Source organism: Sutcliffiella sp. NC1 (assembly GCF_027594365.1).
Classification (GTDB): Bacteria; Bacillota; Bacilli; order Bacillales; family Bacillaceae_I; genus Sutcliffiella; species Sutcliffiella cohnii.
In genome coordinates this window covers 1,109,869-1,124,435 of sequence record NZ_CP115153.1, presented here as the reverse complement: position 1 = coordinate 1,124,435, position 14,567 = coordinate 1,109,869, and the positions used below count along the sequence as shown (strand labels likewise).

Here is a 14,567-nt window from a genome sequence, read left to right as displayed (position 1 = left end):
CCTAACTAACAATTTGTAAGACGCTTATGTAGGATACAGGTACAAACTATACTCTATAGAGAACATTTAAAAAATGTTGTCGCAATAAGTCGAAATAATCTAAATTTTTAAAAAATAGTTATTTTTGCCTATAAATAAAGGTTTAACGTACATGTCATTTATAATTCTTTCTGCTCATATCCAATAAAATACAGGTGTTTTTTACCATAAATTATTTTTCGTATCTTATTAAGAACGACATTATGGAAGGTCTATAAAAAATGTTAGATTTTATCTAATTTTGTTGAACTAGATTTTTTGTAGCACATTATTATTGAAACTAATAAAAGCCCTCCAAAAGGAGAGCTTCTTACATGTTAAAAAGGTCTTCTAAAATTTTTATTTTTTCTTCCGTATAATGCAAATACCCATCATTATATGATTTTGGATCTTTCGGGTTCGCAAATCGAGTAATCTTCCCTGTTACCGGGTTTACAAACTTACTCGATGCCCCACAACCTAAACCGATAATGGACTGACGTTCTTCCATAATCATAATATTGTAAATACTATCTTGTCCTGGTAGTGCATATCCAACATTTTCAAGATTACCTAAAATATTTTTTTGACGGTACAAGTAATAAGGAACGTAACCATGGTCCTTCGTCCATTTCGTAGCCATGTCCATCATTTTACTAATTTCATCACGGTCGGCAACTTTATATTTTTGCTTATTCTTTGTCATTTCAGACGCACGTTTAAACGATAAAGTGTGAACTGTTAATGACTCTGGCATTAACTTCTCTGTTTCACTTAATGTATAGTCAAATTCTTTTGTCCCTTCTCCTGGCAAGCCAATAATAAGGTCCATATTGATGTTGTTCATGTCCATCGAACGTGCTAAGTGGAATTTCTCTACAGTTTCCTCAACAGTATGATGACGGCCAATCGCTTTTAACGTTTCTTGTATATACGATTGTGGATTAATACTAATACGGTCAATATTCCATTTCTTCAATACTTCTAGCTTTTCAGGTGTTATTGTATCAGGGCGTCCCGCTTCTACTGTTACTTCCCGTACTCGTTCCATATGAGGAAAAGATTGATACATTTGTTCATATAACATATCCATTTCTTCCGCTGTAATACTCGTTGGAGTACCACCACCGTAATAAACAGTTGTTATTTTAATATCATTGTCTTTTAACCATTTGCCGACTACTTCTATTTCGTGGTGTAATCCTCCTAGAAACGAGTCCACTTTTCCTTGCTTTCCGTTAATTGCGTATGCTGGGAATGTACAATACGCACATTTCGTCGGACAAAAAGGAATACCGATATAAATACTTACTTCCTTTCCTAAATCGTACAGGTCTGGAACGACAGAAAGTTGACGGTCTACAATTTCTTGCATTAGTTCAATCTTTTCATCGGTAATTAAATATTCCTCTTTTAGTTGACGATGTACTTCTTCCTTACTTTCGCCGTTTTGTAGTTTCGTATGAAGTAGCTTAACGGGACGTACACCTGTTAAAATACCCCACTTTTGAACAATACGAGTGTAGTCTTGTAAAAGAGAAAGGAACACATGAAGAACGGTATTTTTTACTTGCTTTAACTGTTCTTTTTCTGTTTCAAAACCTTCTAAGTTTTTTTCTTTCGTACAATCCATTATTTTTGTATCTTTTTTAAGGGTACCTGTGACAGTGCACTTATTGTTTTCAATAGTTATAGACATATTAACCTGTAGTGCTTCCGGGCTATCATCCACTTGAAAGGTTAATGTGCTTTCTTCAAAAAATAAATCGGCTATTAATGTTAGTGGTCGATGTAATCTTTGATCATCGACTCCTTTAATATTTATATTCATTATTTATCACACTCACTTTATAGCAATACAAACTTTCTTAAGTGTACAAAAAGATGAATGGCTTATCAATAGATAAAAAATTGTCTGTTTGTCCTACAAATAACAGCATAATCTGTTATGCTTGAAGTAATTACTTTACTATATACTATATTTAGGATATTCCTATTTAATTAAATGATAAAATAGAACCACTTATATCCATCCTCTTTCTTTTGCTAGTTTTATCGCTTCCATTCTATTTTTCACTTGTAGTTTACTAATGATTTCTGAAACGTAATTTCTCACTGTTCCTGGTGATAAAAATAGGTGCTTAGAGATTTCTTTCGTCGTCATCCCCTCTGCCGCTAACCTCAAAACTTCACATTCCCGCTCTGTTAACGCCTCTTGATCATGTAAACTACCAAAAACTAATTCTGGCGCAAATTCTCTTTTTCCTTTCATCACGTTCCGAATGGACTCCGCTAACTCATCACTAGAACCGTCCTTTAGTAGGTAACCGTGAACACCTGCTTGAACGGCTCTTTTAAAGTATCCTGGTCTCGCAAATGTCGTTAATATAATTACTTTGGAAGGAGCGTTTAATTTTTGCAACGATTCTGCTACTTCCAAGCCTGTTTTTTTAGGCATCTCGATGTCTAGTAAACAAACATCCGGGTCTTCAGAAAGGATAGTTTGTAACGCCTCTTCCCCGTTACTTACTTGTGCTATTACTTCCAAATCATCTTCTAAATCTAATAACGAGCCTAGTGCCCCTCGTAACATGCGCTGATCTTCTGCGATAAGTAATCGAATCATGAAGCATTATCCTCCCGTTCTTTTAAAATAATTGGAACAGTGATGTTTAACTTAACACCCTTATTCGATGAGAAGGATAAACAGCCATCAATTAATTCTAACCGCTCTTCAATACCTTTTAAGCCATTTCCTCCCGTTTGCTGTTCTTTCATTCCTACCCCATTATCCTCAATCGTGATATTCACTTCTCCCGCATTTTTCACTATATTTATAGAACAGTTCGTTGCCTTACTATGCTTAACGATATTCGTCATCGCTTCTCGGATACATAAACTTAAAATATTTTGTGTTAAATGAGGGACTTCCTTCACCGATGTCTCGCCAATTATCGTTAATTGAATGTTTGCCGTCTCTAATAGCGTTTGTGCTTCCAACAGTTCTTCTGCAATCGTAACGGTACGCATTTCTGAAACTAGCTCCCTCACTTGGGAGAGAGCTGATCGAGAAATTCGCTCCATCTCCTTCGCTTGAATACTTGCTTTTTCTCCGTCTTTTAACGCTAGTTTACTAATAAGCTGGCTTTTTAATGTTAATAGAGAAAGCGTATGTCCTAACGTATCATGGAGATCACGGGCAATTCTCATTCGTTCCTCTCTTTTTACTAGCTCTTTAATTTGTTGATTAGCTTCATCTAGCTGTCGCTCCAACTCCATTCGGCTGTTCATAGAACGCACACCGATAGGAGACATGAGCATGATGATTAAAAAAGGTACAAAAAACACTAAATGATAAAAAGTGTCATTGTTAAAAATATAAATAACGAGCGGAATAACTAGAGTAATAATGAACGCAGCAAGTGCGGTGAAAAATGAATTCTTTTTCGTGTACCACCCGATAAAATTAGCTGTAAAGAAACCTAAAAATATATTGTAAATATCAAAAAAGATAGATAAATAAAGAATAATTAACATTTGTAATGCTAGCCATACATGAAAGTATTTTTGTGTTACGTAAAGCTGTCGGTAAGTAAGTAAAAATAATAGAAGAGCAATCCACCCTGTAATGGCTTTCCAACCTTCTTCTTGGTATACGTAAAAAGCTGGTAAACATAAATAGATTAGAAACACATATGGAAAGAAACCATATTTTTTCGGGAAAATTTCTATTACTCTTCTACCTTTCGCCATGAATTCTACACCGCCACTTCTTGTTTTTTCCTAATATAGGTTGATAATACCATAAATAAAAGGACGTAGGCAGTTAAAATCAGAATATTCATCACACTCGGATGCCCACCACGAATAATTTCCCACGCACCGTTTCCAAAGTTAAAAGATGGTAACCATTTTGCGATAGATTGGATAATACTAGGCATCAAATCGATTGGCATCCACATGCCACCAGAAATGGCTAATAACATATACATTAAATTGCTAACTCCTGCAGCCGTATCTACTTTCTTCATCGTTCCTACTAATACTCCTAGAGCAAGAAAAGGGATGGAAGCGCCTAATATCCAAACACCTGCATAAAGCCATTCACCTATCGATAACGATACCCCGTTAATTAGACCTCCCGCTAAAAAAATAACTATAATAGAGAATACATGAATGATAGACTGGCTAACCATTTTGGCAATAAAATAACTGTTATCAGATAGAGGCGTCACTTTTAGAAACATAGACCATCCTTTTGCTCGCTCTTCTACTATACGTATGCCTAATGTCAAAATTGCGGAGCCCATCACACTAAATGTAGTCATCGACATTAAATAATGAGCATGCCATTCTTCTTTATTTTCAATTCCTGTATTAAAAACATTTGTGAAAATAAAGTAAAACACGATAGGCATAAATAACGACCAGAAAACGTAATATGGGTTTCGTAAAATTCGAATGATTTCCGCTTTACATTGCGCCATTAATGGTTTCAACAACATCCACCTCCGTTAACGTTAATTGTTCAAACACATCATCTAGTCGACCTTGTTCTACTCGAATATCTTTTACGTTAAGTTTTTTATCAAACAAATAAGAAAGGATTTGATCGGTGTTGTCCGTTGTCACTACTATTCTTTCATCTTGTATGTGTACGTTTGAAACAAAAGGTTGACTTTTCAAGGCAGCAACATAATGATGATTTCCTAAGAAAGACACTGTTTGTTTTGAAACTTTTCTTTTTATATCTACCGTCGAGCCGTCCGCGATAATATTTCCTTTATGAAATAAAATAATGCGATCTGCCATATCGTCAGCTTCTTGTAAGTAATGGGTACAAAAAATAATCGTTTTCCCTTTTTCTTTTAGAGCTTGAATAGTTTTCCAAAAAGAAGATCGTGAATGTATATCCATCCCTACTGTCGGTTCATCTAAAAACAACAAATCAGGATTTCCTGCTAATGCTAATGCAAAAGATAATCTCCTCTTTTGACCTCCAGACAATTTATCCGCCCGCTTTTTTAAATCTCCTTCTTTTAACCCTGTTAAACTAACTAACTCTTCAAACGATAGTGGATGTGGATAATAACTTCGAAATAGCTGTATTACTTCCTTCACCTTTAACGCATCAATGATACTTACTTCTTGAAGCATTGCGCCAATTTTCTCCCTTACTTTACGATTACTTGGGGTATCATTAAACAATTGCACGTTACCAGTTGTTGGTTGCAGTAAACCTAACATCATTAATATCGTCGTTGATTTTCCAGCTCCATTTGGCCCAAGTATGGCAACTGACTCCCCACTATTTATAATAAAGCTGACATCATCTACTGCCTTTTTTCCTTTAAACACTTTTGTTACCCCTTCTACAGAAACTACTTTCTTCATTACGCCACCTCCTAAACTACTTTTATTATACAGAGGTGGTGGAGTTTCCTTTTAGTGGGTTATGTCATGAATACATATGACATTTGTCATTATTAAACTTTATAATGCCGGCTTACGGGCTCATGTCAAAAACATTAAACTTTTAGAATACACAAATAAAAAAGGACTCTATATAAGAGCCCTTTTCCATCCTATACTTTTAAGTCTTTCAAAAACTGAAGTCTTTGTTGTTTGCGAAAATGTTCTTTTATCATATAAGCTACACCTAGTTGATCATTCGAGCGGGTAATCCAATTTGCCGCTTGTTTTACTTTTGGAGAGGCGTTACCCATCGCTACCCCTAAGCCAGCTACTTCAATTAACGGGATATCATCTTCGTCGTCCCCAATGTACACCATTTCTTTCCATGAGATTTTCAAAATCTCTCCAAGAGCTAGCAATCCATCTAACTTTGTTCCGCCTTCTGGTAAAATATCAATTTTCCCATTTTTATGTTGGTGAACTTCTAAAGAAGGAAATGCTTTTTTAATCGTTTCATAAATAGTATTCACTTCGTCTTTATCTTTCGGGTATACTTCAATCTTTGGTGGTGCAATCGGATTATCTCTTAACGTATCCCCTAAAGACTCTACAAATTGAACTGGATAAATAATCGGATCATTAGCTCCAAAGACCGCGCGTGACATTAAATTATTGCCACCACGTAATCGATTTCCTATCGAAAACCGCTCATGCAAAACTCGTACTCTACAATCAAAATTTTCTAACACTTGAACAATATTAAACGTTTTCTCTTCTGTAATCCTTTTTACAACTAACGGCTGTTCCATCTTGGAAGCGATAAACGCTCCACCATGTGTAACAAGAAAGGAATCTAACTTCAACGCTCTCGCAATCTTTTGTGCAGAATAAAAATTGCGTCCAGTAACTAATGTGACATAAATTCCTTTATCTTTAACATATTGAATAGCATCTTTCGTCTCCTTAACGAGACGGCCATTCGATTTAAGTAATGTTTGGTCAATATTTATAGCTAACAGGCGATACATCATGGAGAATCCTCCTCAATCTAGGATGTTTGTACTTACTGTATGAGTATGAAAAACAGATAAAAAATAGAACAGTAAAATAGAAAAGTAAATGGTCTTTATTTAGCTATGTATATGTTTTTCGTTAGCGATATATATCTCCAATCCAGTTATAAATTTACAAGCAGAAACTAGCAGAAAGAGCGAGCATTTACTTATGGAAAGTCAGCGTAAAGCTAGCTGTGGTGCATAAAACTCTAGATTTGGTGCAATCACGAGAGGAAAGTGATGCAAACGGAAAATGGTGCATGAACCTATGAAAAGTCAGCATAAAAACTAGCGGAAGGCATGTCTGAAACGGACATACTATATTCCACACTCAATTTTCAATGCAGACAAACTAAAAAGCGTACCCCATAAGGCACGCTTTTTAAACAATTATCTATTTTCCACATTACTATAAAGCTCTTCTAAAGGCTTCATAATAATTTTATTTAACTCTTGTATAACCATGCTCATACGCTGTTCAGCTTGCATTAGTTGTGCAATTTTAGGATCTTGTTGCACAAGAGCAACTGTTTTTTGCGCTTGTTCTACCTCTTCTTGCGTAATTTCTTGACCTGACATTTGTTTTTGTTGCAGGTTTAATTGAATATTACGGAAGTTTTCAAACATACGTTTTGTTCCTTCATCAGCAAATACAGCTGCATAAAGGTCTTGTAGTTGCTTGAAATCATCGCTTTCACGAACAGCCTTTTCTAAATTATACGCTACATCATAAAGATTTGTAGACAAAAAATCATTCCTTCCTTTTTTGTCCTAATGGACATGATAGTGTTAGGGAAACTAATGCTTTCATAAGCAAATGTCTAACACATTCTTAAGAACCAAGTATAACAAACTACCCTTTCCCTTACAATAAAAACCAACCTATAAGAGCATCACGAATAGTCCTTGAATAAAACCAATCGATCCACCAAGAAGTGCTCCAAGATAGGTAATCATTTTCAACTCGCGTTTTGTAACGGACAACACAATTTCTTCTAATCGCTTAAGTGAAAATGATTCCACTTGCTCTTGCACTACATGGGCTAGCTGCAATTTTTCCAAAATAGCATCCAATTGATTAAGTAATCGCTCTGTTCCTAAACGAATCCCTCGAGGCAGTAATTCATTTACAATCCAAGGACGAATTGGTTCCGCTAACTGTTTAATCGATAGGTCCAAACAACGGTCTATATTTAAAATAGTATGTGCTAACGAATGAATAGTGCCTAATATAGCTTCTTTTGTTAGTTTATTTTCAACTTCCTCTACCCGATAAGCTTTAATCTTTTCCCATTCTTTATCTAGGAGTGCTTCAATCGTATCTGTCGTACCTTCATTTCTTAAAAACTTTAATACTTCTGGCTGTACTTTATCTACTAGGTTAACGTTTCCTAAAAACATTTGCATCATATTACCTAGCATTCCTTTTGAAGAAACAAAATCATTGATCAACTTTTGTAACTGGTATTTCCCTTCGTCACTTTCAAAATAAGCTTGTCCTTTTTGCACTATATAAGCAGCTACTAAAGGTATGTAGCTTTCTAATTTTTCCGCCAAATGCTGGGGCAAAATTTTAGATAGTTCCTTTTCTCCATACTCTTCCAACAGTTCGTCATATTTTTCTTCTACCCACTTTTCAAACTTACTATTTGTTAATGATTTAAAATCATCGACACCAAACGTTATCGCCAATTGTTGTAGTGTTTGTTCTGATTGTAACAGCTCATTAGTTTGCTTTATTACCCAATGGGTGATTTCTTCTTGAAAAGCACTATTCATCAACCTTCTTTTTACACTATCTGCCGTCAGCAAATGTTCCATAACTAAGCGACCAAGTTGTTCGGCAAGTTCATCCCGACGTTTCGGTATTAGCCCAGGTGTAAAAGGAAGCTTCCATTTCCCAATGTAAATTGGGTTATATGGTCTAAACAACATTTTGATTGCTAATAAATTCGTCATCCCTCCGATAAATGCTCCGATTATTACCATAATCGTTAATATTAATACTTCATTCATCAATCCATCAAACCTTTCTAATCACCTATTCTTTAACTTTTCATACGATATTTTATAAGCATTTGCCTATTTTTTTAAACCATTCACTACTTTTATACAAAGAGAAAATGAGGGACGTTTATGAAATACGTAGTCGGAAGAATCATTCCATACGCTCATCACAATGATACATCCACAATTTATTTAAGTGAAAAACTCGCTACCACTTTAAACATACCGTTTGAACTGCCCTTCATACAAGTACAATGTAGTCGGAATACATTGACAGTACCTCTCGTAATAATGAAAGGAGAGGAAGCCTTTGTTAAGATAGGGCAACAATCATTAGATCAGCTATATTTATTAAACGAAGAACGAACGTTTTTCCTCACATACAATTCTACTACTAATACAATATCAATTGGACCGATTATTGCATTAATGACAGAGATTTTAGAGGAAGAGCCAATTGATTTAAAATCGATTTCTCAATTTAGTATAGAGCTTACGAAGTACTCGGAAGAAGTTGGTGCCTTTTTTTACGTCTTTACATTACCACAATCATTAGCTGCACCATCGCTCGAAGGTTATGTGTTCACTAATAACGAATGGATAAAACATACGCTACCTTTCCCTCATATCATACACAACCGACTTCATAAAAGGAAGAACGAAAAGAGTAACGTTTTTTTATCGTTTACAGAACAGTTGAAAGACTGGAATGTGCCGTACTTTAATGAATCGTTTTTAGATAAATGGACTGTATATTACCATTTACAAGAAGCAGAACATTTAAAACCATATTTACCCGAAACAGAATTGTATAATAAAGAAACGATAATAAATTGGTTAGAGAGAGAAGAAGTTATCTTCTTAAAACCAATTAACGGGAGTCAAGGAAAGCATATTTTAAAGATTGAAAAAGAGGATGAAAGTTTTATTGTTTCGCACTCTTCCTTTCAACAAGAAAAGAAACATTATTTAAACACAGCAAAAGAAGTCATCAACAGACTTTCACCTTATGTAACAAGAAGAGACTATCTTATTCAAAAAGGAATTCCGCTGTTTCAAGTAGAAGGCAAACCTGTTGATTTTCGGTACCTATGTCATCGAACGGAAAATGATCGTTGGAAAATCACTTCATCTGTTTCACGTATCTCGAAGCCCGGCCAGTTTGTCTCAAACATTGCCCAGGGCGGTCAATTGTCTACCGTACAACAAGCATTACGTGCCTCCTTTTCTAAAGAAGAGATAAAACATTTGCAAAAACATATGAGATCTTTAGCGATTGACGTAGCTTATGAAATTTCAAGTGTAGCAACCGGAATGTATGCAGAACTTGGAATTGACCTCGCTATTGATATAGATGGTAAACCTTGGATTATCGAAGTAAATACGAAGCCTTCTAAAAATGTAGACGGTGATGAACAAACAACAGCTATTCGACCATCTGCAAAGGCTATCATATTATATTGTTTATATCTTGTTCATGAAACAACGAAAGAAGGGAGAGTCGAATAAATGACAGCTTTTTGCATTCTAGCTTTCACTTCTCCAGTTAAAAGTAAATATTTCACTCATATCGCCCAACATGCAGAGAAATTAGGTGTAACTGTATATCACTTAACACCAAAGAATCTAACACTGACTTCCGTTGATTCGGTTACTGGTTATAAATATGAATGCGGCACATGGGTGCCAACGACATTCTCTCTTCCGAACTATGTATACGACCAATGTTACTATGCAACGAAAAGAACAAAAGCTTACAAAGCAAGGGTAAAATGGTTAAAAGAGAAACGAAAAATAACCTTTATAGGAAACGGGTTACCAAACAAATGGGAAGTTTTTCAGGCAGCTATGAAGGTTTCAACGTTACAGCCTTATTTTCCATTCACTACAAAAGCGACGGAGGATACTATTTTTTCCTCGCTAAAACAATATAAAACGATTTTATTAAAGCCTGTAGATGGGCTACAAGGGAACGGAATTATAAAACTTCACGATTCATTCCTTCATATTAGAGCTACTTTAGTAAATAATGGTGACGAAATAACGAAAGATTTTATGACACATGAAGCTTTATTAGCATGGATTTTTCAAGAAAAGAAAGAGTATATTATTCAACCATTTTTACCGTTACAAGATGAACTAAATCATCCGTTCGATCTGCGTATTTTGCTTCAAAAAAATGAAAATGGCAAGTGGGAAGAAAGAAAGCGAGTTATTCGAAAAGGAAAACAACATACTTTCACTTCTAACATTGGAAGTGGTGGCAGCGTTATCGCATATGAAGATTGGCGTTTAGATATTCCTCCTTTTTTTGAGCAATCGATTCAAGAAATAATCCATCAATTACCATTATGTATTGAAAAGCAATTTCTTCCCTTGTTTGAACTCGGAATTGATATCGGAATTTCTCCTGATTATTGCCCATACATTTTAGATATAAATTCTAAGCCTGGGCATAAAATTATGGAAACATCCACAGAGGAGCAAAAAGAAAAAGTGTATGAGGCACCAACTAAATATGTACTCTATCTTGATCAATTGAAAGAATGGAGGAAAAATCGATGAAGGTATTATCTACCTTAAAAGTATCAAAACAACTAAACGAAAAAACGATTTCTGTTCCAGAAACATTTAACCATAAAAAAATTGATTTTATTTCATTCGGAACCATTACATTAAAGGTTAATATAACGTACCATAACGGTCCAATGTTATTAATTTCCGAAGATGTCTTTCAGCATCTAAAAATTCCGTATGAAAACAAAATACACTTTTTTATTTACGAAAACACAATACATGTCGGACCTTTAGTCGGAGTATATACTGCAGGATTCACGAGTTCACTCGTTCGCCCAATTGGAGAGAGATCGTTATTTTTCTCTAAACTTCTTTCAGCTGATAGAAAAGTTGGGGCATTTATGTTTCTTTTCGGTCCGAAACATATTAAGTGGGACGAAGGGGTTATTGATGGTTTTCTGTTTACCGATAAAGGCTGGTGTCAACAAGAGCTTCCCTTCCCACATGTTATATATGACCGACTGCCAAATAGAAAGACGGAAAACCACTCTTTACTTAAAGAAACAAAAGAACGCTTACAACAACAGTATCTTATCCCTTGGTTTAACCCTGGATTCTTTAACAAATGGGAAGTTCACCAAAAGCTTTCGTTAGAAGAAAACATCTCTCATTATTTGCCTGAAACACATTCAAAAATTTCTATTACGTTATTAGAAGAGATGTTATCTCGGTACCCGTTTGTTTTTTTAAAGCCTTCTAACGGTAGTCTCGGATTAGGTGTTTATAAGATTGTCTATCATCGCGAAGAAAATTATTATTATTGTCGTTATAAAGATGAAAAAATGCAAAATCGACTCCAACGATTTTCTTCGCTAGAAAAGTTGCTAGGACGCATTTTAGCTGGAAAGGATTTAAACCAATATATTGTCCAGCAAGGGATTGCGTTATGGAGGATTAACGACACACCAGTAGATTTCCGCGTTCATACGAATAAGAATGAAAATGGGGATTGGGTCGTAAGCGCCATCGCTGGTAAGTTAAGTGGAAAAGGAAGTATTACGACACATTTAAATAGTGGTGGGATCGTTCGAGTTCTAGATGATATATGTAAAGATGATCAAGAGTTTGTCGAAACTAAGCGGTTATTAGAAACAGCAGCTATACAACTTAGTATGTCGTTAGATCGACAAATGAAAGGGTATATTGGTGAAATTGGTTTTGATTTTGGGATAGATAAAGAGAAAAAGATTTGGCTTTTTGAGGCAAACTCAAAGCCTGGCCGTTCTATTTTTCACCTTTCTAAACTACGAACAGAAGAATTAGAAACGAGAAAATTACCTTTACAATATGCTTTATATTTAACAGAACAATCCCTACATTCTTTACAGGTTGTGGAATCATGAAAATCTTTTACGATTTAAAGAATAACGAATGGTTTCACACCCTCCCATCTGAAACAGTTTTTTCTATAGGTGAAAAAAATAAATCTGTACGGTTCGACAGGAGACAATCATTGAAAGATTGCCTCCCTTTTCACGTTCGAAGGAAAGGTCAAAAAGTTGGCCCTGTAATTGGAATACTAGTAAGCAATAAACAGAATAAGTTTTATGGTAACATCCCGCTTTTCAATCGAATCCAGCGCAAACTTTTTGAGTTGGGCGGATTTTCCGTCTGTTTTCCAATCGATCAATTATTACGCGGAAACCTTTCCGGCTATTGTTATATCCCTTCAACTAATCATTGGATATCAATAAATGATTTAGTCCCTGACGCTTTTTATAATCGTCTGTTACGAGATGACGAACACAAACTTAAGTTATTAAGTGAAATGTATACTACCCCCTTTTTTAATCGACAGTTTTTCGATAAATGGGAACTTTATTCTGTATTAAGCCAAGATAATTTGCTTGAAAAGCACCTCCCAAAAACGTTGTTATTAACAGATTCCAATTTTAATGAGTATTTAAATACCTACTCTTCCTTTTATGTGAAAGAAAGAGAAAGTTCGAAAGGAGCGGGGATTTTTTTAGTTGAGAAGGAAAGAGAAAACATTATAATCCAAACAGTCGAAAAAAAGTTCGTATTTTACAATGTTAAAGAGGCTTGGGATTTTTTAAAAAAGCATACAAACGACTGTATCATTCAAGAAACAATTCCTTCACAGCGTTGGCACGGAAATAAGTTTGACTTACGACTATTCGTTCATTTTATTGATGGAAATTACGAAATTAGCGGCACAGGCGTTAGAGTATCACATGGCCAACAAATTACAACACATGTACCAAATGGAGGAATGGTTGGTACATTGAACGAATTGCCTATCACAATCGACTCCCCCCTCTTACAAGCTTTAATGAATAATTGCGGAAAACTTTTAACTAAAAAAATTTCGTTCGTTGGAGAGTTTTCTGCCGATATCGGAATCACTCCAACTGGCCATTACTACATTTACGAATTAAATTCAAAACCGATGGACTTCGATGAACCAATCATAAAACAAAAAGGTACCGAAAACTTAATACACACTTTTTACAACTTCACCTCCTTTCCATGGAGGAATCATAAAACATTTGTCGAAAATAAAAAAAGAAACAACCAAAAAAATTCTATATTAATAAAAGAAATAGTAAAAGTAAAAACAAATCGATTACCGTAAGTAGAACAGACTAACCTAACCAACATGACTATTTTCAAGTTACCCACCGTGAAAGAGAATTATTTAACCATGAAGTTTGAAAATAGGCCAGTTCTACTGAAAATTGTGATTGTAGTGATTATGTTTAAAACCGTGAGTGAATCGGAGCGAAGGACATTTGACTCCTCGAAAATGCTATCGCATTTTCTTCGTGCGATGTAATGCTGCCGAAGCCTTCCTTGTCCTGCGGGAGTAGCGTGAGCCTTGAGACCCCGCACGAGCGTAGCGAGGAGGAGGCTCAAGCCACGCCCGCGGAAAGCAAATGTCCGTAGCGAAGAGGAACGGACTAACTTTAACTTTATCTTATTTTTCCAAGTAGCATCTTAAAAAAGGAGACAACAAAAATGATTACACACTTCACATATGAACCATTATTTGAAAACAAACAACTACCAGGATGGAAAATCTCCTTCTATTATCAACAACAACCTCATAAAGCAATTTACCATAAAAACGGTGAAATAGAATGGCAAACAGAACATTCCTTTACCGAAAAAATCGAAGACGAACTAAAAAAACAAATACACGAATTAATGCTATTTCACGTTTACGAATAATACACAAAAACTTCCTGTACATACTAACAGTATGGAAGGAGGCTTTTTCTTTTGAAAAATAAAAAAGACAAAAATTCATCACAATACGAAGGACGCGACCAATACTACGTAGACATCGACCGGATGATAAATGAAGGCCTTGCTGGTGGTTCCGTTTTCGAAAGAGAAGAATATACAAACATTGAAGAAGCACGTGAATTACCGAAAGAAGACGAACCAAATGAAAACTAGTGGTTACAACACCACTAGTTTTTTATTTCTTCTTGAGCAACTGATATAATATAAGTATTACTCTGAGATAGA

Annotated in this window: 14 protein-coding genes; 6 read left to right on the top strand and 8 right to left on the bottom strand. The window is 35.3% G+C overall.

What is annotated here, in order from left to right:
- Positions 1–349: 349 nt before the first annotated feature.
- The 8 genes from O1A01_RS05675 to O1A01_RS05640 all read right to left on the bottom strand — a co-directional run bounded on the left by O1A01_RS05675 (position 350) and on the right by O1A01_RS05640 (position 8,504).
- A complete protein-coding gene (locus O1A01_RS05675) occupies positions 350–1,849 on the bottom strand; it encodes a coproporphyrinogen III oxidase (protein WP_270065769.1) in 1,500 nt (499 codons plus the stop codon).
- A gap of 192 nt (positions 1,850–2,041) precedes the next feature.
- A complete protein-coding gene (locus O1A01_RS05670) occupies positions 2,042–2,644 on the bottom strand; it encodes a response regulator transcription factor (protein WP_066419172.1) in 603 nt (200 codons plus the stop codon).
- Positions 2,641–3,771, bottom strand: a complete 1,131-nt coding sequence (locus tag O1A01_RS05665) for a sensor histidine kinase (RefSeq protein ID WP_066419174.1) — start codon at positions 3,769–3,771, stop codon at positions 2,641–2,643. Before O1A01_RS05665 ends, O1A01_RS05670 begins: the two co-directional genes overlap by 4 nt.
- A gap of 5 nt (positions 3,772–3,776) precedes the next feature.
- A complete protein-coding gene (locus tag O1A01_RS05660; protein ID WP_066419183.1) occupies positions 3,777–4,517 on the bottom strand; it encodes an ABC transporter permease in 741 nt (246 codons plus the stop codon).
- On the bottom strand, positions 4,492–5,412 hold the full coding sequence (locus O1A01_RS05655) for an ABC transporter ATP-binding protein (RefSeq protein ID WP_066419185.1): 921 nt from the start codon (positions 5,410–5,412) through the stop codon (positions 4,492–4,494). The genes O1A01_RS05660 and O1A01_RS05655 overlap by 26 nt, the downstream gene beginning before the upstream one ends.
- 191 nt (positions 5,413–5,603) lie before the next feature.
- Positions 5,604–6,464: a Cof-type HAD-IIB family hydrolase gene (locus O1A01_RS05650; protein WP_066419187.1), complete on the bottom strand. Its 861-nt coding sequence runs from the start codon at positions 6,462–6,464 to the stop codon at positions 5,604–5,606.
- Between the two features lie 414 nt (positions 6,465–6,878).
- Complete coding sequence (locus O1A01_RS05645) at positions 6,879–7,235, bottom strand: YlbF/YmcA family competence regulator (protein WP_066419190.1); 357 nt, start codon at positions 7,233–7,235, stop codon at positions 6,879–6,881.
- 135 nt (positions 7,236–7,370) lie between these two features.
- Complete coding sequence (locus tag O1A01_RS05640) at positions 7,371–8,504, bottom strand: DUF445 domain-containing protein (protein ID WP_066419196.1); 1,134 nt, start codon at positions 8,502–8,504, stop codon at positions 7,371–7,373.
- A 120-nt stretch (positions 8,505–8,624) separates the two neighbouring features.
- Between O1A01_RS05640 and O1A01_RS05635 the strand changes: the two genes are divergently transcribed.
- The 6 genes from O1A01_RS05635 (at position 8,625) to O1A01_RS05610 (ending at position 14,495) form a co-directional block, all read left to right on the top strand.
- A complete protein-coding gene (locus O1A01_RS05635; protein ID WP_066419199.1) occupies positions 8,625–10,004 on the top strand; it encodes a YheC/YheD family endospore coat-associated protein in 1,380 nt (459 codons plus the stop codon).
- A complete protein-coding gene (locus O1A01_RS05630; protein ID WP_066419202.1) occupies positions 10,005–11,060 on the top strand; it encodes a YheC/YheD family endospore coat-associated protein in 1,056 nt (351 codons plus the stop codon).
- Positions 11,057–12,415, top strand: a complete 1,359-nt coding sequence (locus O1A01_RS05625; protein ID WP_066419205.1) for a YheC/YheD family endospore coat-associated protein — start codon at positions 11,057–11,059, stop codon at positions 12,413–12,415. The genes O1A01_RS05630 and O1A01_RS05625 overlap by 4 nt, the downstream gene beginning before the upstream one ends.
- Complete coding sequence (locus O1A01_RS05620; protein WP_066419208.1) at positions 12,412–13,668, top strand: YheC/YheD family protein; 1,257 nt, start codon at positions 12,412–12,414, stop codon at positions 13,666–13,668. Before O1A01_RS05625 ends, O1A01_RS05620 begins: the two co-directional genes overlap by 4 nt.
- A 383-nt stretch (positions 13,669–14,051) precedes the next feature.
- A complete protein-coding gene (locus O1A01_RS05615) occupies positions 14,052–14,264 on the top strand; it encodes a DUF5342 family protein (protein ID WP_066417137.1) in 213 nt (70 codons plus the stop codon).
- A gap of 51 nt (positions 14,265–14,315) precedes the next feature.
- Positions 14,316–14,495 carry a hypothetical protein gene (locus O1A01_RS05610; RefSeq protein WP_270065768.1) on the top strand — a complete coding sequence of 60 codons (180 nt, stop codon included), beginning with the start codon at positions 14,316–14,318 and terminating at the stop codon, positions 14,493–14,495.
- The last annotated feature ends 72 nt before the right edge of the window (positions 14,496–14,567 follow it).

Coding starts and splice junctions, on each gene's coding strand:
- O1A01_RS05675 (WP_270065769.1), bottom strand. CDS start 1,849: ATGAATATAAATATTAAAGGAGTCGATGATCAAAGATTACATCGACCA.
- O1A01_RS05670 (WP_066419172.1), bottom strand. CDS start 2,644: ATGATTCGATTACTTATCGCAGAAGATCAGCGCATGTTACGAGGGGCA.
- O1A01_RS05665 (WP_066419174.1), bottom strand. CDS start 3,771: ATGGCGAAAGGTAGAAGAGTAATAGAAATTTTCCCGAAAAAATATGGT.
- O1A01_RS05655 (WP_066419185.1), bottom strand. CDS start 5,412: ATGAAGAAAGTAGTTTCTGTAGAAGGGGTAACAAAAGTGTTTAAAGGA.
- O1A01_RS05650 (WP_066419187.1), bottom strand. CDS start 6,464: ATGATGTATCGCCTGTTAGCTATAAATATTGACCAAACATTACTTAAA.
- O1A01_RS05640 (WP_066419196.1), bottom strand. CDS start 8,504: ATGAATGAAGTATTAATATTAACGATTATGGTAATAATCGGAGCATTT.
- O1A01_RS05635 (WP_066419199.1), top strand. CDS start 8,625: ATGAAATACGTAGTCGGAAGAATCATTCCATACGCTCATCACAATGAT.
- O1A01_RS05630 (WP_066419202.1), top strand. CDS start 10,005: ATGACAGCTTTTTGCATTCTAGCTTTCACTTCTCCAGTTAAAAGTAAA.
- O1A01_RS05625 (WP_066419205.1), top strand. CDS start 11,057: ATGAAGGTATTATCTACCTTAAAAGTATCAAAACAACTAAACGAAAAA.
- O1A01_RS05620 (WP_066419208.1), top strand. CDS start 12,412: ATGAAAATCTTTTACGATTTAAAGAATAACGAATGGTTTCACACCCTC.
- O1A01_RS05615 (WP_066417137.1), top strand. CDS start 14,052: ATGATTACACACTTCACATATGAACCATTATTTGAAAACAAACAACTA.